Below are 21,652 nucleotides of genomic sequence, written 5' to 3'. Positions count from 1 at the left end.
GGGTCACTGCGGTGTTTAGGCAAGGCCGGAAAGGGTGGCAAGGGTGCGCCTGATCAGCCACATCAACGCGGCCCAACAGGGCCAGCGCGGGGCCTTGATGCCCTGGTCGCCGGTCATGGTGGGCGCGGGCGTGGCGCTCTATTTCGCGCTTCCGGAGGAGCCGTCTGGCCTTGCGCTGGCGGGTCTCGGGCTTCTGGGCCTGGTGCTGCTGCTCCTCGGCTGGCGCGCGCGCGAGGTCTTCGGGCCGCTCGCCTTCGCGCTTGTTCTCGTTCTCGCCGGTCTCGGTCTCTCGGCGCTGCGCACGGCCCAGGTGGCGGGGCCGGTCCTCGGGTTTCGCTATTACGGACCCATCGAGGGGCGGGTCGTCATGGTCGATCGCTCCGCCTCGGACCGGGTGCGGATCACGCTGGATGAGGTCGTGCTGTCCCGCATGGACCCGGCCCGAGTGCCGACGCGGGTGCGTGTCTCATTGCATGGGCAACAGGGGTTTCTCGATCCCGTTCCGGGTGCGCGGATCATGATGACGGGGCATCTCAGCCCGCCGGAAGGTCCCGGCGAGCCGCGCGGCTTCGACTTCCAGCGTCACGCCTGGTTCCAGCAGATCGGCGCGGTCGGCTATACCCGCGTGCCCGCCCTGCTGCTGGCCTCGCCCGAGCCCGGCACGATGCGCATCGCGACCCTGCGCCACGCCATGAGCGCCGCGATCCGCGCCCGCGTGCAAGGCGAGGCCGGGGCCTTTGCCACCGCCGTTCTGACCGGCGACCGCTCAAGCATCAGCCAGGACGTGCTGGAGGCGCTGCGTCAGTCCAACATCGCGCATCTGCTCGCAATCTCCGGTCTGCATATGGGGCTGTTGACCGGCTTCGTCTTCCTCTGCCTGCGCGGCGGGCTGGCGCTGATCCCGGCGCTGGCGCTGCGGGTGCCGACCAAGAAACCCGCCGCCATCGGCGCGCTGGCCGCGGGCGCGGTCTATCTCGCGCTCTCGGGCGGCAATGTCGCGACGGAGCGCGCTTTCATCCAGGTTGCGGTGATGTTCGTCGCGGTGCTGCTGGACCGGCGCGCGATCACTTTGCGCGCGGTCGCCATCGCGGCGCTGATCGTGCTGGCGCACCGGCCCGAGACGCTGCTTGGCCCCGGCTTCCAGATGAGCTTTGCCGCCACCACCGCCCTGGTCGCGGTGTTCAACGCGCTGCGCGGAAACACCTTCCTGGCGGGCTTGCCGAAATGGACGCGCGGGGCCGTGGCGCTGGTCATTTCCTCGGTCGTGGCGGGGGCGGCGACAGCGCCCTTTGCCGCCGCGCATTTCAACATGATCGCGGCCTACGGGCTGGCCGCCAACCTTCTGACGGTGCCGGTGATGGGCTCGCTGGTCATCCCGGCGGCCGTGGTCGCGCTGCTGCTCTGGCCCCTTGGGCTGGACTGGATCGCGTTTCGCGTGATGGAGGCGGGGCTCGACTGGATCATCGCGGTGGCGCTCTGGATCTCGGCGCAACCCGGCGCGATCCGGCCCGTGGTGATGCCACCGGGGATGGTCCTGGGGCTGATCACGGGCGGGATGCTGCTGGTGATCTTGTGGCAGGGCCGGGCACGGTGGGCGGGGCTGGCCCCTGTCATGGTGGCACTTGCGATCTGGACGGGGGCGGAGCGGCCCTTGCTGCTGATCTCCTCCACCGGGCGGCTGGTCGGGCTGATGGAGGACGGCGCGCGCAGTCTCAGCCGCCCACGGGGCGACGGCTTTGTTGCGGGGCTGTGGCTGGAGAACGATGGCGATCTGGACGACCAGGCAGATGCGGCGGCACGCGCGGGATGGGCCGATGACGGGGCGGGGCGGATGACGGTGCTGGCGGATGGCACGCTCTGGCATGGCGTCGGTCGGCGCGCGGGCGAGGAGTTGATCGCGGCCTGCGCCCGTCATACCTGGGTCATCACGCCCGAGGATATTCCGGCGGCGCTGGCGGGCCAGCCGGGGCTGCCGATGCAGGCCGGGGCGGGCGCGGCGGTTGCGTCCGGGGTGCAGGGGTGCCACCTGATCGGGCCGGATGTGCTGCGCGGGACGGGCGCGATTGCGCTGGTTCTCGGGCGAGGCGGGCTGCGGATCGAGACCGCGCGCGACCGTCAAGGGGACCGGCCCTGGGTGCGGTGACTGAGGGACGGGGGTTGGCGTCCCATCGGCGGGACGCAAGGCGCGCATCGCATGACTGTTCTGCACGAGGAAACGTCCACGCGGCACCGACTCCACCGATCAAGACCGGGAGTGCTTACACGCGCAACGGCACCCGCGCCCCGTCAACGGGGCGCATCTCTCGTGCCAAACCGTCAATAGCTGCGGATCAATCCCACCAGCTTGCCCTGCACCTTGACCTGGTCGTCGCGCAGCATCCGGGTCTGGTAGGCCGGGTTGGCCGCCTCCAGCGCGATCATGTTGCCCTTCTGGCGGAACCGCTTCAGCGTCGCCTCATGGCCTTCGATCAGGGCCACGACGATATCGCCGTTCACCGCCGTCGGGCCTTCCTCGATCACCACGATATCGCCTTCGTTGATCCCGGCCTCGATCATCGAGTCGCCCTTGACCTCCAGCGCGTAATGCGACTTGCCGGTGCCGAGCATCTGTTGCGGCACCGCGACATGGGTGGCAACCTCGCTGATCGCCTCGATCGGTGTACCTGCCGCGATGCGGCCCATCACCGGCACTTCCATCGCCGCGATGGCCGCGACGGGCAAGGCCCCCTTCGGCGGATCGCGGCGGTCGCCGTCGATGACGCGCGGCGCGAAGCCGCCGAGTTTGGCCTCAAGGCTTTCGGGCAGTTTCACGATCTCGATGGCGCGGGCGCGATGCGCGAGGCGGCGGATGAAACCGCGTTCCTCAAGCGCCGTGATCAGCCGGTGGATGCCGGATTTGGAGCGCAGGTCCAGCGCCTCCTTCATCTCGTCGAACGAGGGCGGCACACCGTCGCGCTGCACACGCTTGTGAATAAGCTCCAACAGGTCGAGCTGCTTCTTGGTCAGCATCGCGGGCCACTCCCCTCAAATCCTCATCGTTCGGGGAATGTTCTACCCCTGTTCTCGCTTCGTGTCAACGAGGGGCAGGATCAGAGCCGCAAGATATCCACAAGCGTGCCTGCCTTGAGCGACCCTTGCCCGGCGGGGCGCACCATCAGAACGTCGGCTTCCGAAAGCACGGTCAACAATGCGCTGTCCTGCCGGTCGAACGGTTTCACATGGCCCGTCCGGTCCAGCCGCGCCCGCATGTAATGCTCCCGCGGGCCGTTTTCGGGCAGATCGACCGCCAGCGGGGCCTGCGATCTTGGCGCGGGCGCGCGGCCAAGCCCGAGCATGGCGCGGATCATCGGCAGCAGGAAGACATGGCCGCAGACCATCGACGAGACCGGGTTGCCGGGCAGCCCAAGCAGCACCGCGTCGCCCAGGCGCCCCGCCATCAGCGGCTTGCCGGGGCGCATCGCGACCTTGTAGAAACTGCGCTCCAGCCCCGCGCCGAGCGCGACCTTGCCGACAAGGTCATGATCGCCGACCGAGGCCCCGCCGATGGTGACGACAATATCGGCCCCTTCGGCCAATTTCAGCACCGTGCCGAGGCTTTCCTCCGTGTCGCGCGCGATGGGCAAGAGACGCGCCTCGGCCCCTTCCGCCTCGACCATCGCCTTCAGCCCATAGCTGTTCGAGGCGATGATCTGGTCGGGGCGCGGGTCTTCGCCCGGTTGCACCAGCTCATCCCCGGTGGCGATGATCGCGACCACGGGCGCCCGCGTGACGGGCAGGGTGGGCAGGTTCATCGAGGCCGCGAGTGCAATATCGGCAGGGCGCAACCGGCGCGGCGCGCTCAGGCTGTCGCCGGCGCGGAAATCGCCGCCCGCCGCGCGGATGTTGCGGTTGTCGTCGAGTTGCCGGCCAAGCGTGATGCGCTGGCCATCGCGCGTCACATCCTCCTGGATGACGACGGCGGCGGCCCCTTCGGGAACTGGCGCGCCGGTGAAGATGCGCACCGCCTCGCCGCGTCCGATCCGGCCCGCCCAGTGATGCCCCGCAGCGGCCTCGCCGACGACCCGCAGGGACCGACCGGGAATGAGGTCATCCTCGGTCACCGCGTAGCCATCCATGGCGGAGGAGGCGAAGGGCGGCTGGTCGCGCCGCGCTGTGACGGCACGGGCGAGGGTGCGGGTGGCGGCCTCGGCCAGCGGCACCTCCTCGGTCTCCAGCGGCGCGCAGAGGTCGAGGCAGGCGGAGAGGGCGTCGGAGACCGGGATCATGGGGGGGCCATGGATGGTCTGGAGAGATCGGCAAATCGCAGCCCGCCAAAGGCCGCCGTCAGCATCCCCTCCGGGTTGCCATCGACGAAGTAGAGCTCCAGCGACCGGCCCGCGTTCATGCTTCGAACCTGCCCGACTTGCCGCCATCCTTGAGCGTGACCCGGATGCCGGTGATCTCCATGCGTTTGTCGACCGCCTTGACCATGTCATAGACGGTCAGCGCGGCGGTCGAGACGGCGGTGAGCGCCTCCATCTCCACGCCTGTCTGCCCGCCGGTCTTGACGGTCGCGGTGATGCGGATGCCGGGCAGGTCCTCGTCCGGGGTCAGGTCCAGCGCGACCTTGGTGATCGGCAGCGGGTGGCACAGCGGGATGAGGTCGGCGGTCTTCTTGGCCCCCATGATCCCCGCCAGGCGCGCCACGCCCAGGACATCGCCCTTCTTCGTCGTGCCTTGCGTGATCATCTCAAGCGTCCCGGGCGCCATCACCACGGCCCCCTCGGCCACCGCGATGCGCGCCGTCACGGGCTTGTCGGAGACATCGACCATATGCGCCTGGCCGTCCTTGTCGAAATGCGTCAGCCCCGCCATCAGCGCCCCGCCACCAGCGGATCGGCCAGCAATTTGCGGGTGGCCTCGGTCACGTCCTCCTCGCGCATCAGGCTTTCGCCGATCAGGAAGCAGCGGGTGCCGTAGCGGGCGATCTCGGCCAGATCCTCGGCCGTGCTCAGCCCGCTTTCCGAGACCACCAGCCTGTCGCCCGGGATGCGGCGCACGAGATCCTTGGTGACATCAAGCGAGGTCTCGAACGTGTTCAGGTCGCGGTTGTTGATGCCGATCATCTGCGCGTCCAGAAGCAGCGCGCGCTCCATCTCTTCCTTGTTATGCACCTCGATCAGCGCGTCCATGTCCCATTCGGCGGCGGCGGCCTCAAGCTCGGCGGCCTGTGCGTCCGAAACGCTGGCCATGATGATCAGGATGCAATCGGCCCCGAGCGCACGGGATTCGGCGACCTGCCACGGATCGTAGAGGAAATCCTTGCGCAGGACCGGCAGGTCGACGGCGGCACGCGCCGCGATCAGGTAGTCGTCGGCGCCCTGGAAGCTTGGCCCGTCGGTCAGCACGGAAAGGCAGGTGGCGCCGCCAAGCGCATAGGCCTCGGCCAGCGCGGGCGGATCGAAATCGGGGCGGATGAGACCCTTGGAGGGGCTGGCCTTCTTGATCTCGGCGATCAGGCCATAGCCTTCGCGGCTGGCCAGGTGCAGCGCTTCGGCAAAGCCGCGCACGGGCGGGGCGGCGCGGGCATCGGCCTCGACCGCCTCCTGTGGTCGCTCGGCCTTGCGGGCCGCGACATCCTCCAGCTTGTAGGCTTTGATCTTGTCGAGAATGGATTGGGTCATGGCTGCTCCGCTCTAGGTCCAGGTGATGGGGGCCTCACCCTTGCTTTCTAACCAGTTATTCACCCGTGAGAAGGGGCGCGAGCCGAAAAAACCGCGTCGGGCCGAGAGGGGCGAGGGATGCGCGGTCTCGATCTTGAGGTTTTGCGCGGGATCGACGCGCGCGGCGGCTTTCTGCGCGGCGGCCCCCCAGAGCAGGTAGGCGCGGGGGGCGTCCGACAGCCGGTCCAGCACCTGGCCCGTCAGCGCCTGCCAGCCGAGCCGGGCATGGCCCCCCGCCTGATGCGCGGGCACGGTGAGGATGGTGTTGAGCAGGAGCACACCCTGCGCGGCCCAGAAGCGTAGATCGGCATCGGGTGGGTGTCCCCCCAGATCGGCCTGCATCTCCTTGTAGATATTGGCCAGGCTACGGGGCAGTGGCGTGACATGACGCTCGGCGGAAAAGGCCAGGCCATGGGCGTGGCCGGGTGTGGGGTAGGGGTCCTGGCCCAGGATGACGACGCGGGTGGCCTCGGGCGGGCAGGCGGCCAGCGCGGCGAAGACCTGGCGCGGGGCAGGCAGCCAGGGGCGCGGTTCGGCGGCCAGCGCGGCCTCGATACCGGGCAGGGTGTCGCGGAAGAAGGGCAGGTCGGCCCAGGGGCCGAGGGGGGAGGTGTCGAGAGGCATATCAGGACGGTGGCCCGTGGTGCGCCCGGTTGCAAGGGGCGGCGGGAAGGCTTTTTGAAAAGCCTTTCTGGAAGGGCTTTCGAAAGCCCTTGCCAGCGCGGGGTCGACCCCGCGCGGGGCGCCTCGCGTCGATGCGAGGCGATCTCCGGGCCGATCCGGTGCGGCTATTTCGCGGCGGAGGTGATGCGCGCCAGGGTCTCCACGGCCGTCAGGGCCCTGCCGCTGTCGATGCTCTGCGCGGCTAACTCCGCGCCGTCCGGCAGGCTGTCCACCTTGCCCGCGATCAGCAGCGCGGCGGCGGAATTGAGCAAGACGGCATCGCGATAGGCCCCGCCCTCGCCCGACAAGAGCGCGCTGAAGGCGACGCCATTCTCCTCGGGCGTGCCGCCGAGGATGGCCTCGAAAGGATGGCGCGGCAGGCCGGCCTCTTCGGGCGCGATTTCGAATTCCTCGATTTCCCCACCCTTTAGCGCCGCGACATGGGACGGCCCCGCGATGGAGATCTCATCCGTGCCGTCGCCACCATGCACCAGCCAGGCCGCGTCTGACCCGAGGGCTGCCAGCACTTCGGCCATCGGGCGGATCAGCCAGGGCGCGAAGGCGCCGGTCAACTGCCGCTTGACGCCCGCCGGGTTGGTCAGCGGCCCGAGCACGTTGAAGAGCGTGCGCGTGGCAAGCTGCTGGCGCGTCGGCATGACATGGGCAATCGCGGGGTGGTGCATGGGCGCCATCATGAAGCCGATCCCCGCCTCTTTCAGCGCCTGTTCCACGACCGCGGCCCCCACCATCACGTTGATCCCGAGCGCACCAAGCGCATCCGCCGCACCCGATTTGGAACTGAGGTTGCGGTTGCCATGCTTGGCCACCGGCACGCCCGCACCCGCCACGACAAAGGCGGTGGCGGTCGAGATGTTCAGCGTCCCCTTGCCGTCGCCGCCGGTGCCGACAATATCCATCGCCTCCGCAGGCGCCTTCACGGGCACGCATTTCGACCGCATCACGCGGGCGGCGGCGGCGATCTCGTCCACCGTTTCGCCGCGCACCCGCATCGCCATCAGAAGCGCGCCGATCTGCGCATCGGTGGCCTCGCCGTTGAACAGCAGGTCAAAGGCGGCCTCGGCCTCGGGGCCGTTCAGGTTGCGCTCGGCGGCAATCGCGATCAGCGGTTTCATCTGGTCGCTCATGCCGGTTCCTCCACCCGGGCAGCAGTGACGCCATCGAGGAAATTCTTCAGCATCGCATGGCCGTGTTCCGAGCGGATGCTCTCGGGGTGGAACTGCACGCCTTCGATGGGCAGATCGCGGTGGCGCAGCCCCATGATGGTGCCATCCTCCAGCCAGGCGGTGACCTCCAGGCAATCGGGCAGGCTGTCCCTCTCCACCACCAGCGAATGATACCGGGTGGCGGACAAGGGCGAGGGCAGCCCGGCAAAGACGCCCTTGCCGTCGTGATGTATCGCGCCCATCTTGCCATGCACGATCTCATGGCAGCGCACGACCTTGCCGCCGAAAGCCTGGCCGATGGTCTGGTGACCCAGGCAAACGCCAAGCAGCGATGTGCGGGTTTCCGCCGCCGCCGCCGTCAGCGCAAGGCAGATCCCCGCCTGTGACGGGTCGCAGGGGCCCGGCGACAGCACGATTGCCTCTGGATCAAGCCCCATCGCCTCCTGCACAGTAAGCGCGTCATTGCGCACCACATGCGGCACCGTGCCCAATTCGCCGAGATAATGGACCAGATTGTAGGTGAAACTGTCGTAATTATCTATCAGCAGCAGCATGGGCGGCGGTCCTTGTCGCGAAAAAGGGGTGCGTCCGGGCCGCACCCCGCGCTATACATGCCCAGAGCCGCGCCGCAGGGTCAAGACTTGCGAGGCAGAACGGCCACGGGCCAGCAGGGGGCCCGAGAAACGAGATTTGGCATCTGCGCCGGACATGGGCGCATCGAGAAGGTAAGGCAGAGGGTAGGATCATGGGCAGAGGGCTTATTTCCGGTCTGATCTGGGGGGCGTTGGTGACGGTGATGGCGGTGGCGCTGCTGTCGCTCTCGTCGCCCTTGCCCGAGCGGCCCGAGCCGGTCGCGGGCAGCATGGCAGAGCCGGAACCCGAGGCCGCGCCCGAAACGGGCCCACTGGTCGATCCGCAGGCCCCGGCCCCCGAGGTCGATCCCGCGCCCGCGCCGGAAACCGGGCCGGCGCCGGAACCTGCCACGGATCCCGCCGCGCAGGACGGCCCGAGCCCGACCCCCGAAACCGATCCGGCCCCGGCCACTTCCGGTCCGGCCTCCGAAATCCCGCTGCCCGCAGGCTCCAACTTCAACCGCCCGCCGGAGGAGCGCGAGGCGACCCTGCCGGGGATCGACACCGCGCCCGCCGCCGCGCCCTCCGTCCTCAGCGACCTGACAGCCCCCAGCGCGCCGCCCGTGCCCAACACCGCGCCCGCGCCACAGCCCGTTGCGACCGCCACGCTGCAACCGCCGTCCGAGACCGCGCTGCCCGAGAGCGCCGGACCGACGCCCGCCCCCGGCGACGGTCCGCAACCGGTGGCGACGGGCGACCAGCCCGCGCCGCTTGGCCTGCCGACGATCGAGGCCGACCCCGAGGCAGAGACCGCCGCCGCCGCGCCGCCCGCCCCGGTCGAGACGCCGACGCAGACCCCGGAGGAGACGCCAGCCGGAACCTCCACCGAGCCGCCCGCGCCGCAAGGCTCGCCCCTCCAGCGCCTGACCACGGGCGGCACGAGCCCGGTCGCCAACCCCGTCCTGGTGCCCGACACGCCTGCCGAGCCTGCCGCGGACCTGCCCGCCATCGAGGCCTTCGCGGCCCCGTTCGATGCCGAGGAATCCCGGCCCCTGATGGCGGTGATCCTGATCGACGATCCCAGCTTCCCCCTTGGCCGCAGCGCGCTGACGCGGTTCGATTTCCCCGTCACTTTCGCCATCGACCCGACCCGCCCCGACGCCGCCGAGGCCGCCGCCGATTACCGCGCGGCCGGGTTCGAGGTGGTGATGCTGGCCGACGGGTTCACGGATGTGACCGAAGCGGCGCAGGTCGCGCCCGCGATGCAGGCCGGGCTTGCCGCACTGCCCGAGGCGGTCGCCCTGCTCGACACGCCCGCCAGCGCGATCCAGGCGAACCGGGTGGTGCTCGAAGGCGTGGTCGGGATGCTGGCCGAAACCGGGCACGGTCTGGTCGCATATCCGCGCGGCCTGAACGTGGCCGAACAGACCGCGTCCCGCATCGACGTTCCGGCGGCAACGCTCTTCCGCCAGATCGACGAGGACCGCGAGCGCGCCACCGTGATCACCCGCTACCTGGACCGCGCGGCCTTTGCCGCGGGGCAGGAGGGGCAGGTGATCGTGGTCGGCCACACCTATTCGGACACGGTCACGGCGCTCTTTTCCTGGGCCCTCGGGTCGCGCTCGGAAGGGGTGGCGCTGGCCCCGCTCTCGGCTGTCCTGACCCGCTGAGGGGGTCTTCGTCGCCTTCGGCGCCGACCCGCGCGCCCTGACGGGCGCGTAACCGGCAGCACGACCATGTTAGCGTCGCGTCCCGCTCTGGCGGCAGAAATCAGGCAATTTGTCGAAGAAGTTGACCTGTTTCCCTTTCATTTTGCTGAAAATACCTCGGAGTTTGAGGCTGGCCTCAATTGGCGGGTGAAGGCTCCCCCTTTTGGGGGCCTGAACCCGTCAACCCCACCCGCGACGGGAAAACCCCGGCGCAACCGCTCAGGTCAGTGCGGCGCAGAATTCCTGGATCCTCGTGCAGGCTGTCTTTAGATTCTCATCCGAGGTCGCATAGGACACGCGGAAATTCGGGCTCAACCCGAAGGCCCCGCCAAAGACCACGGCAACGCCCTTTTCTTCCAGCAGGGCGGTTGCGAAATCCTCGTCCGTCCCGATCCGCTTGCCACCGGGCGAGGTCTTGCCGATGCAGCCCTCGATCGACGGGTAGACATAGAACGCGCCTTCCGGCACCGGGCAGACCACCCCTTCGGCGGCATTCAGCATCTCCACCACCAGGTCGCGGCGGCGTTTGAAGACCGCGTTGTTCTCGGCGATGTAGCCTTGCGTGCCGTTCAAAGCCTCGACCGCCGCCCATTGGCTGATCGAGGAGGGGTTCGAGGTGCTCTGGCTCTGGATCTTGCGCATCGCCCCGATCAATTCCTCCGGCCCCGCCGCATAGCCGATCCGCCAGCCGGTCATCGCATAGGCCTTGGAGACGCCATTGCAGGTCAGCGTCCGGTCATAGAGCCCCGGTTCCACCTGGGCGGGGGTGGCGAACTGAAACCCGTCATAGACCAGATGTTCATACATGTCGTCGGTCATCACCCAGACATGGGGGTGGCGCATCAGGACATCGGTCAAGCCCTTCAGCTCCGCCGCCGTGTAGCCCGCGCCGGTGGGGTTCGAGGGTGAGTTGAAGATGAACCACTTGGTCTTCGGCGTGATCGCCGCCTCCAGCGCCTCCGGGGTCAGCTTGTAGGCGTTATCCGCGCTGGCCATGGCGATCACCGGCTCGCCGCCGGCCAGCAGAACCATGTCGGGATAGCTGACCCAATAGGGCGCGGGGATCACGACCTCGTCGCCGGGGTTCAGCGTCGCCATCAGCGCATTGTAGAGGATCTGCTTGCCGCCGGTCCCGACGCTGACCTGTTTCGGCGTGTAATCCAGCCCGTTATCGCGCTTGAACTTGGCGCAGATCGCCTGCTTCAACTCGATGATCCCGTCGGGCGCGGTATATTTGGTTTTCCCCGCGTCGATCGCGGCCTTCGCGGCCTGCTTGATATTCTCGGGCGTGTCGAAATCGGGCTCGCCCGCGCCCAGGCCGATCACATCCTTGCCCTGTGCCTTCAACTCGGCGGCGAGGGTCGAGACCGCGATGGTGGGCGAGGGTTTCACGCGGGCGAGGGTCTTGGACAGGAAGGTCATGGGGATGCGGTCTCCTCGGGATGGGCGGGGATGCGGGGCAATTGGTCCGGTTTACTATCGTCGGGCCCATGCTTAGGGTCCGCGCGGAACACGTTCAAGATGCGAAACGGCCCGTTGGCCGCGGAAATGGCCCCCGGATGGGCCGATGAGGGAGAGACGATGACGAGTGCCGAGACTGGGAACGAGGGCTGGTTCAGCGACGAGACCGCGACATTCGGCGACCGGCTGGAAGGCGCGCGGCAGGCCATGGGGATGACCCAGGAGGATCTGGCCCGACGGATCGGCGTGAAGCCGGTCACCATCGAGGCCTGGGAACACGACATGCGCGAGCCGCGCGCCAACCGGCTCCAGATGCTGGCCGGGCTGCTCAATGTCTCGATCCGCTGGATGCTGACCGGCGAGGGGGTCGGCCCCGAGGAGCCCGATCACAACGAGGCGGCCCAGGATTTCGACGCGCTGCTTCTGGACCTGCGCCAGGTGCGGCTGCAACACCAGCGCCTTGGCGAGACGCTCGGCAAGCTGGAAAAGCGGCTGCGCCACATGCGCCCCACGGCTGCGGGGGATGCCGAATGACGGCGGAAACGCGCGAGACGCGGATCAAGCGGCTCAAGATGCGGGCCGGCCATCGCGGCATCAAGGAGATGGACCTGATCCTGGGCGGATGGGCCGCGCGGCACCTGGACCGGGCCGACGATGCGGGGCTGGACCTCTTTGAACAGGTGCTGGCCGAGGATGATCACGACCTCTACCAATGGGTCTCGGGTCAGCGCCAGGCCCCTGATTACATGCGCGATTTCGCCGCCGAACTGGCCGCCGACCTGCGCGCCTGAGGGCCTGCGCGAAAATTATCGCCGCGTTTAACGCATTCTTTGGGTTTATCGGCAAATCTCTGGGTCAACCACTACGCGGAGACCATCATGAGTTTGCACAGCCCCATCGCGGAATCGTCCCGGCATGGTTTCATGTCCGGCTACCTTGAATCGCTTTCGCTTGTGGAACGGCTGCATCGCCTGCTCCTCGATGTGATCAAGGATGAATTCGAGCGTCTCGGCGTGCTGGACATCAACGCGGTGCAAGCCCTGCTTCTGTTCAACGTGGGCGACAATGAGGTGACGGCGGGCGAGCTGAAATCGCGCGGCTATTACCAGGGGTCGAATGTCAGCTACAACCTCAAGAAACTGGTCGAGATGGGCTATATGCACCATCAGCGCTGCGAGATGGACCGCCGGTCCGTCCGGGTGCGGCTGACCGAGCGGGGCCGCGATGTGCGCGACGTGGTGACCGACCTTTTCGGCCGCCACGCCAGCGGTTTGCAGGACAAGGGGGTGTTGGGGCCGGACGGGATCGACCAGATCAACCACGCGCTGAAACGGGTGGAACGCTACTGGTCCGACCAGATCCGCTACATCTATTGAGCAGAGCGGGCGACGTTCAGCGGCTCTCCAAGAAAAAAAGCGCGCCCGAGGGGGTCCCCCCGGGCGCGCCAATCGTCAGGCCAAGTCCAGGGCCAGGTCGAACCGGTCGGCCTCCATCACCTTGGTCCAGGCGGCGACGAAATCCCTGACGAATTTCCCGCCCGCATCCTCTGATGCGTAGACCTCGGCAATCGCGCGCAATTGCGAGTTGGAGCCGAAAACCAGATCGACGCGGCTGCCGGTCCATTTCGGCGCGTCCGTCTTGCGGTCCTTGCCCTCGAACTCGGTCTCGGCCTCGTTGGTGGCGTGCCAGACCGTGGACATGTCCAAGAGGTTGGCGAAGACCTCGTTGGTCAGCGTGCCGGGGCGGTCGGTGAAAACGCCATGGGACGTGCCGCCATGATTGGCCCCGAGGGCCCGCATGCCGCCGACCAGCACCGTCATCTCGGGTGCGCTGAGGCCCAGAAGCTGCGCCTTGTCCACCAGAAGCCCCTCGGCGGGCACCGTGTAATCGGCCTTCTGGTAGTTGCGGAACCCGTCCGAATGCGGCTCCAGCCAGCCGATGTTTTCCTCGTCGGTCTGCTCCTGGCTGGCATCCATGCGGCCGGGGCGGAAGGGCACGGACACGTCATGCCCACCATCCCTGGCTGCCTTTTCCACCGCCGCGACACCGCCAAGCACGATCAGGTCGGCCATCGAAACCCGCTTGTCCCCCGATTGCGCATCGTTGAACGCGGTCTGGATGTCCTCCAGCTTGTCCAGCACACGGGCCAGGCGCTCCGGCTCGTTCGCCTCCCAATCCTTCATCGGGGCCAGGCGAATGCGGGCACCATTGGCCCCGCCGCGCCGGTCGGAATTGCGGAAGGTCGAGGCCGAGGCCCAGGCCGCGAAGACGAGGTCCGCGACGGAAAGCCCGCTGTCCAGGATCCTCGCCTTGAGGTCCGCGATGTCGCCATCATCCACGACCTCATGATCCAGCGCCGGGATCGGGTCCTGCCACAGCAGATCGCCCTCGGGCACTTTCGGGCCCAGGTAGACCGTCTTCGGCCCCATGTCGCGATGGGTCAGCTTGAACCAGGCGCGGGCGAAGGCTTCGGTGAATTCCTCGGGGTTGGCGTGGTAGCGGCGCGAGATCTTCTCATAGTCCGGGTCCATCCGCATCGCCATGTCGGCGGTCGTCATCATCAGCTTGACCGGCGTGCCCGAGCCATCGACCTGCGGCGCGTGATCCTCCTCGCGGAGGTCCACCGCTTCCCAGATATGCGCGCCCGCGGGGCTCTTCGTCAGTTGCCAGTCATAGCCGAAAAGCACGTCGAAATAGCCCTGGTCCCACTTGGTCGGGTTCGCGGTCCAGGGGCCCTCGATGCCGCTGCCGATGGCATCGACGCCGAAGCCCGCGCCGTGGCGGCTGGCCCAACCCAGGCCCTGCGCGGCGAGACCTTCCGCCTCGGGGTCGACGCCCACCAGCGCCGGATCGCCCGCGCCATGCGCCTTGCCGAAGGTATGCCCGCCCGCCGTCAGCGCGACGGTGTCGGCATCATCCATGCCCATGCGGGCAAATGTCTCGCGGATATCGCGGCCCGAGGCGACCGGATCGGGGTTGCCGTTCGGCCCCTCGGGGTTGACGTAAATGAGGCCCATCTGCACGGCGGCCAGCGGGTTCTCAAGCTCCCGGTCGCCGGTATAGCGCTGATCGGCCAGCCATTCGGTCTCGGGGCCCCAGTAGATATCCTCCTCGGGCTCCCAGACATCGACGCGACCGCCCGCGAAACCATGCGTCTTGCCGCCCATGCTTTCGATCGCGACATTGCCGGTCAGCACCATCAGATCGGCCCAGGACAAAGCCGCGCCATATTTTTTCTTGATCGGCCAGAGCAGGCGGCGCGCCTTGTCGAGGTTGACGTTATCGGGCCAGGAATTGAGCGGTGCGAAGCGCTGCGAACCGGAGGTCGCCCCGCCGCGCCCATCCGCCGAGCGATAGGTGCCCGCACTGTGCCAGGCCATGCGGATGAAGAACGGCCCGTAATGGCCGTAATCGGCGGGCCACCAGTCCTGGCTGTCGGTCATCAGCGCGTGCAGATCGGCGATGACCGCATCGAGGTCGAGGCTCTTGAACGCCTCCGCATAGTCGAACGATTCGCCGAGCGGGTTCGTCGCCGGTTGATGCTGGTGCAGGATCTTGAGGTTGAGCTGATCGGGCCACCACTGCCGCGTTGCGCTGCCGGAATTTGTCGTATGGATCACCGGGCATTTGCCCATGTTGTTGCCGTCCATGTCTCGGTCCTCCCTGGATACTGGTTGATCCGTCTTTTCCCATTGCATAGCGGATTTTCCCGCGAGGGCTAAGTTGCATTTTTTCATTGGAACGATAGGGTGGGGTTATGAAAACCTTCACATTGAAACAGTTGCGTTATTTCGATGCGCTCGCCCGTCACGGCCATTTCGGGCAGGCGGCGGCGGCCTGCGCGATCTCGCAGCCCGCCCTGTCGGTGCAGATACGCGAGTTGGAGGATACCTTCGGCGCGGCGCTGGTCGAACGCGGGGCCCGCGCGGTGCGGGTGACGGCCTTCGGGGCCGACCTGCTGCCGCGCGTGCGCGCGATCCTGTCGGCTGCCGAGGATCTGCACGATCAGGCGCGCACGGGGTCGGGGCAGGGGCTGACCCGGCTGCGCCTTGGGGTGATTCCGACGATTGCGCCCTATCTCCTGCCGCAGTTTCTGCCGCTGCTGACTGCGGCGCGCCCCGGTCTTGACCTGCATATGCGCGAGACGCTGACGCCCAGGCTGTTGCAGGAACTGGGCGAGGGCGCGATTGATGCGGCCATCGTGGCGCTCCCCGTCTCCGAACCCGCCTTCCGCGAGTTGCCGCTTTTCGACGAGGATTTCCTGCTGGTCCGTCCCGGCGCCGAGGCCGGCCAGCCGGTGCCGCATGGTGCCGCGCTTGCGAAAATGCGGCTCTTGCTGCTGGAGGAAGGCCATTGCTTCCGCGACCAGGCGATCAGCTTCTGCAATCTCAAGACGCCGGTGCCCAAGGACGGGCTGGATGGCTCGTCGCTGACGACCTTGGTGCAACTGGTGGGCGCGGGGCTCGGGCTGACCTTGATCCCGGAGATGGCGGTGGCGGTCGAGGGCCGCGCCGCCCCGGTCGACATCGTGCGTTTCGCAGAACCGCGCCCGTCGCGGACCATCGGCATGATCTGGCGGAAGACGACCCCGATGGAGGGTGAGCTGCAAGAGGTGGCAAGCTTCGTGCAGCGCGCGGCGGGTCAGTCGGAGAGGGCCGCCAGTACCAGCGCCAGCGCGTGATCGACACTTGCCTGGCGCACCTTCGCGCGGCCGATCGCGCCGAACTCCACGGTCTCGGTGCGGGTGCCTGCCGTGGTGGCGAGGCCGAAACAGACGCGGCCTTCCGGTTTGTGCTCGGACCCGCCGGGACCCGCGATACCGGTCACGGCGATGGTGATCCCGGCGCCCGAGCGCTCCAGCGCGCCCGCCGCCATTTCGCCCGCGACCTCCTCGGATACCGCGCCATGGGCGGCCAGCGTGGCCTGCGCGACGCCCAACATCTGGGTCTTGGCGGCATTGGTATAGGTGACAAAACCCCGGTCGAACGCGGCGGAACTGCCCGCCACATCGGTGATCGCGGCGGAAATCATGCCGCCGGTGCAGCTTTCCGCCGTCGCCAGCATCAGCCCGCGCGCGATCAGCGCCTCCAGGACCGCCTCGGCGCTCATCGCATCACCCCATGCGCGATCACGGCCAGCACGACGACAACCAGCGAGGCCAGCGCGCCCGCGATCGCGTCATCGGCCATCACGCCCATGGCGCCTTTCTGGCGGTCGGCCCATCCGACGGGGCCGGGTTTCACGATGTCGAAGAACCGGAAGGCAAGGAAGGCCGTGACGACACCGGGCCAGAGCGTGAAGAGGCCCGCGCCCGCCATCATCGCGCCGTAGGAGACCGGCCAGAGCGCCAGGAACATGCCGAGAACCTCGTCGATCACGATCTCGCCGGGATCCTTGTCGGCGCGGTTCCGGATCTCCTCGGTGGTGGCCCACCAGCCGAGGGCGGCGACAAGCCCCGTGGCGAGGAAAAGCGCGGGAAACCCTGCAATGGCGTGCAGCCCCCAGGCGGCGGGAATCGCGGCCAGGCTGCCCCAGGTGCCGGGGGCGGGGCGCAGAAGGCCGATATAGAAGAAGGTCGTGATGAGGCGGGTCATGATTTCACCAATGTGACGGTGGCCAATGCGGCGATGCCTTCGCCCCGGCCCGTGAAGCCCAGGCGTTCACTGGTCGTGGCCTTGACGGAGACGCGGGACGTATCGACGCGCAGAAGGCGGGCCAGTTCCTTGCGCATTGCGGGCGCGTGCGGGCCGATCTTGGGGGTCTCGCAGATCAGCGTCAGGTCGGCATGGGTGAGGGCGAAGCCGTCGCCCGCCGCCAGATCGACCGCATGGGTCAGGAAAATGTGGCTGGCGGCACCCTTCCATTGCGGGTCGGAGGGCGGGAAATGCTGGCCGATATCGCCCTTTGCCAGCGCGCCGTAGATCGCGTCGGTGACGGTATGCAGCCCGACATCGGCATCGGAATGGCCTTGCAATCCGCGCGTATGCGGCACGCGAATGCCCGCCAGCATGACATGGGTGCCGGGGCCGAAGCGATGCACGTCGAAGCCGTTTCCGGTGCGGATGTCCAGCATTGCCCTTGCCTTCAGAATGGCCTCGGCGCGGGCGAAATCCCCCGCGCGGGTCAGTTTCAGATTGTCTTCATCGCCGCGGATAATGGCCACGTCCAGCCCGTGGGCGCGGGCAACCTCCACGTCATCGGCGGCGGGGCCGTCATGGACCTCATACGCGGCGCGGATCGAAGCGAGGTCGAAGCCCTGCGGTGTCTGCGCCCGGTAGAGGCCGTCGCGGGGGGCAAAGCCCGTGACATGGGCATCGCCGCGCCAAAGCGCATCGGTGACTTCGAGGCCCGGCGCGGCACCGGGGCTCGCTCGCAACGCCGCAAGCACGTCCGAGATTGTCGCGGCAGAGACCAGGGGCCGCGCGCCGTCATGGATGAGGACATGGGCCACCCCCTCCGGCACCGCCGCCAGCCCCGCCTTGACCGAGGCCCCGCGGCTGGCCCCCCCGATCACCTCGATCAGGGGCGTCCCGGTACGGGGCAGGGCGGCGCGGCAGAGGTCGGAATCATCGGCGTGGCGCACGATCACGACGGCCTCGATGCCGGGATGTTCCGAAAAGGCGCGGATCGTCCGGGTCAGCACCGCTTCACCGCCAAGCACCTGATATTGCTTGGGAACCTCTCCGCCCATGCGCGTGCCGCGCCCGGCGGCCACGATCAGGGCAGCGGCGCGCGGCAGGGAGGGATCGGGGGCGGTGTCGCTCATGCCCTCCGTGATAGGAGGAATTGCCGCAAGGCACAATCAGGGGGCAGGCGGCGCGGCAGGGTGCCTCATTTTTGGGCATATCCGGAACGCGCGCGAAACCTGCCCCAGAACCTTTGCACTCTGGACCGAACGCGCGTAAATCTGGCGGCAGTTGCACAAGGATTAGGCATTTGGCGATTTCACTGGCAGATCGGAGGCTCAGCCCGCCCGTGCTCCTGGCCCCGTTGGCCGGGATCACAGATCTGCCGTTCCGCAACCTGGTCACGCGTTTCGGGGCGGGGCTGGTCGTGTCCGAGATGGTCGCAAGCCAGGAGATGGTGGAGGCCAAACCCTCCGTCCGCGCCCGCGCCGAGCTGGGGTTCGGGGCGGCGAACACGGCGGTTCAGCTGGCGGGCCGCGAGGCGCATTGGATGGCCGAGGCCGCCCGCATGGCCGAGGCGAGCGGCGCGCGGATCATCGACATCAACATGGGCTGCCCCGCCAAGAAGGTGACGACCGGCCTGTCGGGCTCGGCCCTGATGCGCGACCTGGATCACGCGCTATCCCTCATCGAGGCGGTGGTCGGCGCGGTGAATGTGCCGGTCACGCTGAAGACACGGCTTGGATGGAATGAGACCTGCCTCAACGCCGCCGATCTGGCGCGGCGGGCCGAGGGTGCGGGCGTGCAGATGATCACGATCCATGGCCGCACCCGGTGCCAGTTCTACAAGGGGGCCGCCGATTGGGACGCGATCCGTGCGGTGGAGCAGGCGGTGCGCATCCCGGTGATTGCCAATGGCGACATCACGGATAGCGCCAGCGCGCGGGAAGCGATGGACCGCTCGGGCGCCGATGGCGTCATGGTCGGGCGCGGCGCGCAGGGGCGGCCCTGGGCGCTGGCGCAGATCGCGCATGACCTCTTTGGCGCTCCCGCGCCGCGCATTCCGCAAGGCGCGGCGCTGGTCGACATGATCGTGGACCATTACGAGGCGATGCTGTCCTTCTACGGCCTCGATCTTGGCCTGCGCGTCGCGCGCAAGCATCTGGGCTGGTATCTGGAGGGGGCCGACCCGGCCCTGCGCCGCGAGGTTCTGACCGCGACCGACCCGGCCCATGTGATCCGCAGCGTCACGCGGGCCCTGCCCGAACTGGCCGCCGCATGAGCGATCACGCTGCCATCTGGGCCTCGCTGCCGATCCCCGGCGTGATCGTGACCGCCACCGGCCTGATCGGCGAGGTCAACCCGGCCGCCGAATCCTTCTTCAACATCTCGTCGCGCTGGCTGTCCGGCGCGGCGCTGGCCGAGCGGGTCACGGTCGAGCCCGGTCTGGACGACGCCATCGCCCGCGTCCTCCGGGGCCGCGCGCCGCTCTACCTCAACGCGGTCTCGGTGGCGACGGGGGCGAAACCGGCGGAGCTCTGCGATGTGCAGATCGCGCCGGTGGGCGATGCCGATGACGTGCTGATCCTGTTCGAATCCCGCGCCCTGTCGCGGCGGCTGACGCGCGGGCGCTCGGCCAAGACGGCGGCGAAATCGGCCATCGGCATGGCCGAGATGCTGGCCCATGAGATCAAGAACCCGCTGGCAGGCATTTCCGGCGCGGCGCAACTGATCGCCGAATCGCTGAGCGGCGAGGATCGTGACCTGGCCGACCTGATCGTCGAGGAAACCCGCCGCGTCGTGGCCCTGCTGAACCAGGTCGAGGAGTTCGGCAACGTCTCGCCCCCCGCCCGCGCGCCCGTCAACCTGCATGACGTGCTGGACCGCGCCCGACGCTCGGCGGCGGTGGGGTTCGCCGCGCATATGCAGATCACCGATGCCTATGACCCGTCGCTGCCGCTGACCTATGCCGACCCGGACCAGTTGCAGCAGGTTTTCCTCAACCTGCTCAAGAACGCCGCCGAGGCCAGCGCAGAGGGCGGCACGATCCGGTTGCGCAGCTTTTATGAGCCCGGCCTCAAGGTCAGCCGCAAGGATGGTCGGCCCGCGCATGTTCCGTTGCAGGTCGAGATCGCCGATGACGGCCCCGGCCTGTCCCCCGAGATCGCCGCCGACATCTTCGAGCCCTTCGTGTCGGGGCGCGAGAACGGCACCGGGCTTGGCCTGGCGCTGGTCTCGAAGATCATCGCCGATCACGACGGCTGGATCGGCGTGGAAAGCCGCCCCGGCCGGACCGTGTTTCGCGTGTCGCTGCCCGTTGCAGAAGGAGAAACCTGATGGATGGCACCGTTCTGGTCGCCGATGACGACCGCACCATTCGCACGGTGCTGACCCAGGCGCTGACGCGGGCGGGCTGCAAGGTTCATGCCACGGCCAGCCTGATCACGCTGATGCGCTGGGTCGAGGAGGGCAAGGGCGACCTGGTGATCTCGGATGTGGTCATGCCCGATGGCAACGGGCTGGAGACATTGCCGAAGATCACACGGGCGCGTCCCGGCCTGCCGGTCATCATCATCTCGGCGCAGAACACCATCGTGACCGCGATCCGCGCCACCGAGAAGGAGGCCTATGACTACCTGCCCAAGCCCTTCGACCTGCCCGACCTGATGAAACGGGCGGCCCGCGCGCTGGAGATCAAGCGCCGCGCCCCCACGCCCGAGCCGCGCAAAGAAGAGCCGACGGCCAGCCAGGACCTGCCCCTGATCGGGCGCAGCGCCAATATGCAGGCGCTCTACCGGCTGGTCGCCAAGGTGATGAACACCGATCTGCCGGTGCTGGTCACCGGCGAAAGCGGCACGGGGAAAAGCCTCATCGCCCGCGCGATCCACGATTTTTCCGACCGGCGCAACCGGCCCTTCGTGGTGGTGCGCCCGCGCGATCTGAATGCGGCGGAGGGCCCCGCGCATCTGCTCGACCGGGCCGAGGGGGGCGCGCTGCTCTTCGATGAGGTGGGCGACCTCGATGATGACGCGCAAGGGCGGGTGGTGCGGATGCTGGACGGGCTTGGGTCCGACGGGCCGCGCATCCTGGCCACCAGCCAGGCCGATCTTGCCGCCCGGATCAAGGCGGGCACGTTCCGCAAGGATCTGTTCTACCGGCTTGGCGGCATCACCGTGGCGGTGCCGCCCCTGCGCGAGCGCGTCGATGACATCGCGCTTTTGGCCGATCATTTCCTGGCCCGCGGTGAACAGGGCGGGCTGGCCCCGCGCCGGTTCTCGAAAGACGCCGCCGAAAGGATCCGCGCCCATCCCTGGCCCGGCAATGTGCGCGAGCTGGAGAACACCGTGCGCCGCCTGATGGTGACCAGCCCCGCCGAGGAAATCTCCAGGGGCGACGTGACGGGTGTCCTCGGCCCCGCGACCGCGACGGAACCCGATAACGGCGGCAATGGCGACAAGCTGTCGACCTCGGTCGCGCGGCACCTGAAACGCTATTTCGACCTGCATGGCGGCGACCTTCCGCCCCCCGGCCTCTACCCCCGCATCCTGCGCGAGGTCGAGACACCGCTGATCGAGATCGCGCTGGAGGCGACCGGCGGCAACCAGGCCAAATGCGCCGACCTGCTTGGCATCAACCGCAATACGCTGCGCAAGAAGATCAGCGATCTGGATATTCGCGTGACACGCCGCCGCAAGTTGATGTAAAACCGCAACAGGTGCGTTGCCCTCTGGATAC

22 protein-coding genes are annotated in these 21,652 nt (G+C 68.2%); 9 read left to right on the top strand and 13 right to left on the bottom strand.

All coding sequences use genetic code 11. From position 1 onward, the window contains the following. Positions 1-43 precede the first annotated feature (43 nt). Entirely contained in the window at positions 44-2,143 is a 2,100-nt protein-coding gene (locus AC13C7_RS04375) for a ComEC/Rec2 family competence protein (protein WP_482866712.1), read from the top strand. 173 nt (positions 2,144-2,316) lie between these two features. On the opposite strand, the gene lexA is transcribed toward AC13C7_RS04375, so the two are convergent. The 8 genes from lexA to AC13C7_RS04335 all read right to left on the bottom strand — a co-directional run bounded on the left by lexA (position 2,317) and on the right by AC13C7_RS04335 (position 8,103). Beyond that, positions 2,317-3,009 (bottom strand): transcriptional repressor LexA, encoded by a 693-nt coding sequence (gene lexA / locus AC13C7_RS04370; RefSeq protein ID WP_482866711.1) that lies wholly within the window; start codon positions 3,007-3,009, stop codon positions 2,317-2,319. Between the two features lie 80 nt (positions 3,010-3,089). Further along, entirely contained in the window at positions 3,090-4,265 is a 1,176-nt protein-coding gene (locus AC13C7_RS04365) for a molybdopterin molybdotransferase MoeA (RefSeq protein WP_482866710.1), read from the bottom strand. Then, positions 4,262-4,384, bottom strand: coding sequence for a hypothetical protein (locus tag AC13C7_RS04360; RefSeq protein ID WP_482866709.1), 123 nt, complete (start codon positions 4,382-4,384; stop codon positions 4,262-4,264). Before AC13C7_RS04360 ends, AC13C7_RS04365 begins: the two co-directional genes overlap by 4 nt. Beyond that, entirely contained in the window at positions 4,381-4,854 is a 474-nt protein-coding gene (gene moaC / locus AC13C7_RS04355) for a cyclic pyranopterin monophosphate synthase MoaC (RefSeq protein WP_172319333.1), read from the bottom strand. Before moaC ends, AC13C7_RS04360 begins: the two co-directional genes overlap by 4 nt. Beyond that, complete coding sequence (gene trpC / locus AC13C7_RS04350) at positions 4,854-5,663, bottom strand: indole-3-glycerol phosphate synthase TrpC (protein WP_474888052.1); 810 nt, start codon at positions 5,661-5,663, stop codon at positions 4,854-4,856. Before trpC ends, moaC begins: the two co-directional genes overlap by 1 nt. A gap of 12 nt (positions 5,664-5,675) precedes the next feature. Beyond that, positions 5,676-6,326, bottom strand: a complete 651-nt coding sequence (locus AC13C7_RS04345; RefSeq protein WP_482866708.1) for a uracil-DNA glycosylase — start codon at positions 6,324-6,326, stop codon at positions 5,676-5,678. Positions 6,327-6,490: 164 nt separating this feature from the next. Continuing rightward, positions 6,491-7,510 (bottom strand): anthranilate phosphoribosyltransferase, encoded by a 1,020-nt coding sequence (gene trpD, locus AC13C7_RS04340; RefSeq protein WP_172319330.1) that lies wholly within the window; start codon positions 7,508-7,510, stop codon positions 6,491-6,493. Beyond that, entirely contained in the window at positions 7,507-8,103 is a 597-nt protein-coding gene (locus tag AC13C7_RS04335; RefSeq protein WP_172319329.1) for an anthranilate synthase component II, read from the bottom strand. Before AC13C7_RS04335 ends, trpD begins: the two co-directional genes overlap by 4 nt. A 191-nt stretch (positions 8,104-8,294) precedes the next feature. Between AC13C7_RS04335 and AC13C7_RS04330 the strand changes: the two genes are divergently transcribed. Then, on the top strand, positions 8,295-9,791 hold the full coding sequence (locus AC13C7_RS04330) for a divergent polysaccharide deacetylase family protein (protein ID WP_482866707.1): 1,497 nt from the start codon (positions 8,295-8,297) through the stop codon (positions 9,789-9,791). Positions 9,792-10,049: 258 nt separating this feature from the next. On the opposite strand, the gene AC13C7_RS04325 is transcribed toward AC13C7_RS04330, so the two are convergent. After that, on the bottom strand, positions 10,050-11,252 hold the full coding sequence (locus tag AC13C7_RS04325; protein WP_446120036.1) for a pyridoxal phosphate-dependent aminotransferase: 1,203 nt from the start codon (positions 11,250-11,252) through the stop codon (positions 10,050-10,052). 159 nt (positions 11,253-11,411) lie between these two features. Here AC13C7_RS04325 and AC13C7_RS04320 point away from each other — a divergent pair, with 159 nt between their 5' ends. The 3 genes from AC13C7_RS04320 to AC13C7_RS04310 all read left to right on the top strand — a co-directional run bounded on the left by AC13C7_RS04320 (position 11,412) and on the right by AC13C7_RS04310 (position 12,667). Continuing rightward, on the top strand, positions 11,412-11,825 hold the full coding sequence (locus AC13C7_RS04320; RefSeq protein WP_172319326.1) for a helix-turn-helix domain-containing protein: 414 nt from the start codon (positions 11,412-11,414) through the stop codon (positions 11,823-11,825). Beyond that, entirely contained in the window at positions 11,822-12,082 is a 261-nt protein-coding gene (locus AC13C7_RS04315) for a succinate dehydrogenase assembly factor 2 (protein WP_172319325.1), read from the top strand. The genes AC13C7_RS04320 and AC13C7_RS04315 overlap by 4 nt, the downstream gene beginning before the upstream one ends. Before the next feature lie 87 nt (positions 12,083-12,169). Continuing rightward, on the top strand, positions 12,170-12,667 hold the full coding sequence (locus tag AC13C7_RS04310) for a MarR family winged helix-turn-helix transcriptional regulator (RefSeq protein WP_172319324.1): 498 nt from the start codon (positions 12,170-12,172) through the stop codon (positions 12,665-12,667). Positions 12,668-12,742: 75 nt separating this feature from the next. On the opposite strand, the gene katG is transcribed toward AC13C7_RS04310, so the two are convergent. Beyond that, complete coding sequence (gene katG / locus AC13C7_RS04305) at positions 12,743-14,941, bottom strand: catalase/peroxidase HPI (protein ID WP_172319323.1); 2,199 nt, start codon at positions 14,939-14,941, stop codon at positions 12,743-12,745. A 107-nt stretch (positions 14,942-15,048) separates the two neighbouring features. On the opposite strand from katG, the gene AC13C7_RS04300 reads away from it, so the two are divergent. Next, on the top strand, positions 15,049-15,972 hold the full coding sequence (locus tag AC13C7_RS04300) for a LysR substrate-binding domain-containing protein (RefSeq protein WP_482866706.1): 924 nt from the start codon (positions 15,049-15,051) through the stop codon (positions 15,970-15,972). Here AC13C7_RS04300 and AC13C7_RS04295 read toward each other — a convergent pair. The 3 genes from AC13C7_RS04295 to AC13C7_RS04285 are packed head-to-tail and all read right to left on the bottom strand — an operon-like array spanning position 15,933 to position 18,057. Beyond that, positions 15,933-16,400: a CinA family protein gene (locus tag AC13C7_RS04295; protein WP_482866705.1), complete on the bottom strand. Its 468-nt coding sequence runs from the start codon at positions 16,398-16,400 to the stop codon at positions 15,933-15,935. The two genes, AC13C7_RS04300 and AC13C7_RS04295, sit on opposite strands and share 40 nt — an antisense overlap. Further along, complete coding sequence (locus AC13C7_RS04290) at positions 16,397-16,885, bottom strand: phosphatidylglycerophosphatase A family protein (protein WP_482866704.1); 489 nt, start codon at positions 16,883-16,885, stop codon at positions 16,397-16,399. The genes AC13C7_RS04295 and AC13C7_RS04290 overlap by 4 nt, the downstream gene beginning before the upstream one ends. Beyond that, complete coding sequence (locus AC13C7_RS04285) at positions 16,882-18,057, bottom strand: bifunctional 2-C-methyl-D-erythritol 4-phosphate cytidylyltransferase/2-C-methyl-D-erythritol 2,4-cyclodiphosphate synthase (RefSeq protein WP_482866703.1); 1,176 nt, start codon at positions 18,055-18,057, stop codon at positions 16,882-16,884. The genes AC13C7_RS04290 and AC13C7_RS04285 overlap by 4 nt, the downstream gene beginning before the upstream one ends. A 170-nt stretch (positions 18,058-18,227) precedes the next feature. Between AC13C7_RS04285 and dusB the strand changes: the two genes are divergently transcribed. The 3 genes from dusB to AC13C7_RS04270 are packed head-to-tail and all read left to right on the top strand — an operon-like array spanning position 18,228 to position 21,621. Next, complete coding sequence (dusB, locus tag AC13C7_RS04280) at positions 18,228-19,199, top strand: tRNA dihydrouridine synthase DusB (RefSeq protein WP_482866702.1); 972 nt, start codon at positions 18,228-18,230, stop codon at positions 19,197-19,199. After that, the gene (locus AC13C7_RS04275) at positions 19,196-20,254 is read left to right on the top strand and encodes a two-component system sensor histidine kinase NtrB (protein ID WP_482866701.1); all 1,059 of its coding nucleotides are present in this window, start codon (positions 19,196-19,198) and stop codon (positions 20,252-20,254) included. The genes dusB and AC13C7_RS04275 overlap by 4 nt, the downstream gene beginning before the upstream one ends. Further along, positions 20,254-21,621 carry a response regulator gene (locus AC13C7_RS04270; RefSeq protein ID WP_482866700.1) on the top strand — a complete coding sequence of 456 codons (1,368 nt, stop codon included), beginning with the start codon at positions 20,254-20,256 and terminating at the stop codon, positions 21,619-21,621. Before AC13C7_RS04275 ends, AC13C7_RS04270 begins: the two co-directional genes overlap by 1 nt. Positions 21,622-21,652: the final 31 nt, after the last annotated feature.

This window comes from Alterinioella sp. B-7 (assembly GCF_056857775.1).
Note: the sequence above shows the minus strand (reverse complement) of the source record. Positions and strands in the feature narration are given on the sequence as shown.

What these genes read in the sequence shown, in the direction of transcription:
- lexA (WP_482866711.1), bottom strand. Translation starts at nt 3,009, where the DNA reads ATGCTGACCAAGAAGCAGCTCGACCTGTTGGAGCTTATTCACAAGCGT.
- AC13C7_RS04365 (WP_482866710.1), bottom strand. Translation starts at nt 4,265, where the DNA reads ATGATCCCGGTCTCCGACGCCCTCTCCGCCTGCCTCGACCTCTGCGCG.
- AC13C7_RS04360 (WP_482866709.1), bottom strand. Translation starts at nt 4,384, where the DNA reads ATGAACGCGGGCCGGTCGCTGGAGCTCTACTTCGTCGATGGCAACCCG.
- moaC (WP_172319333.1), bottom strand. Translation starts at nt 4,854, where the DNA reads ATGGCGGGGCTGACGCATTTCGACAAGGACGGCCAGGCGCATATGGTC.
- trpC (WP_474888052.1), bottom strand. Translation starts at nt 5,663, where the DNA reads ATGACCCAATCCATTCTCGACAAGATCAAAGCCTACAAGCTGGAGGAT.
- AC13C7_RS04345 (WP_482866708.1), bottom strand. Translation starts at nt 6,326, where the DNA reads ATGCCTCTCGACACCTCCCCCCTCGGCCCCTGGGCCGACCTGCCCTTC.
- trpD (WP_172319330.1), bottom strand. Translation starts at nt 7,510, where the DNA reads ATGAGCGACCAGATGAAACCGCTGATCGCGATTGCCGCCGAGCGCAAC.
- AC13C7_RS04335 (WP_172319329.1), bottom strand. Translation starts at nt 8,103, where the DNA reads ATGCTGCTGCTGATAGATAATTACGACAGTTTCACCTACAATCTGGTC.
- AC13C7_RS04330 (WP_482866707.1), top strand. Translation starts at nt 8,295, where the DNA reads ATGGGCAGAGGGCTTATTTCCGGTCTGATCTGGGGGGCGTTGGTGACG.
- AC13C7_RS04325 (WP_446120036.1), bottom strand. Translation starts at nt 11,252, where the DNA reads ATGACCTTCCTGTCCAAGACCCTCGCCCGCGTGAAACCCTCGCCCACC.
- AC13C7_RS04320 (WP_172319326.1), top strand. Translation starts at nt 11,412, where the DNA reads ATGACGAGTGCCGAGACTGGGAACGAGGGCTGGTTCAGCGACGAGACC.
- AC13C7_RS04315 (WP_172319325.1), top strand. Translation starts at nt 11,822, where the DNA reads ATGACGGCGGAAACGCGCGAGACGCGGATCAAGCGGCTCAAGATGCGG.
- AC13C7_RS04310 (WP_172319324.1), top strand. Translation starts at nt 12,170, where the DNA reads ATGAGTTTGCACAGCCCCATCGCGGAATCGTCCCGGCATGGTTTCATG.
- katG (WP_172319323.1), bottom strand. Translation starts at nt 14,941, where the DNA reads ATGGACGGCAACAACATGGGCAAATGCCCGGTGATCCATACGACAAAT.
- AC13C7_RS04300 (WP_482866706.1), top strand. Translation starts at nt 15,049, where the DNA reads ATGAAAACCTTCACATTGAAACAGTTGCGTTATTTCGATGCGCTCGCC.
- AC13C7_RS04295 (WP_482866705.1), bottom strand. Translation starts at nt 16,400, where the DNA reads ATGAGCGCCGAGGCGGTCCTGGAGGCGCTGATCGCGCGCGGGCTGATG.
- AC13C7_RS04290 (WP_482866704.1), bottom strand. Translation starts at nt 16,885, where the DNA reads ATGACCCGCCTCATCACGACCTTCTTCTATATCGGCCTTCTGCGCCCC.
- AC13C7_RS04285 (WP_482866703.1), bottom strand. Translation starts at nt 18,057, where the DNA reads ATGAGCGACACCGCCCCCGATCCCTCCCTGCCGCGCGCCGCTGCCCTG.
- AC13C7_RS04275 (WP_482866701.1), top strand. Translation starts at nt 19,196, where the DNA reads ATGAGCGATCACGCTGCCATCTGGGCCTCGCTGCCGATCCCCGGCGTG.
- AC13C7_RS04270 (WP_482866700.1), top strand. Translation starts at nt 20,254, where the DNA reads ATGGATGGCACCGTTCTGGTCGCCGATGACGACCGCACCATTCGCACG.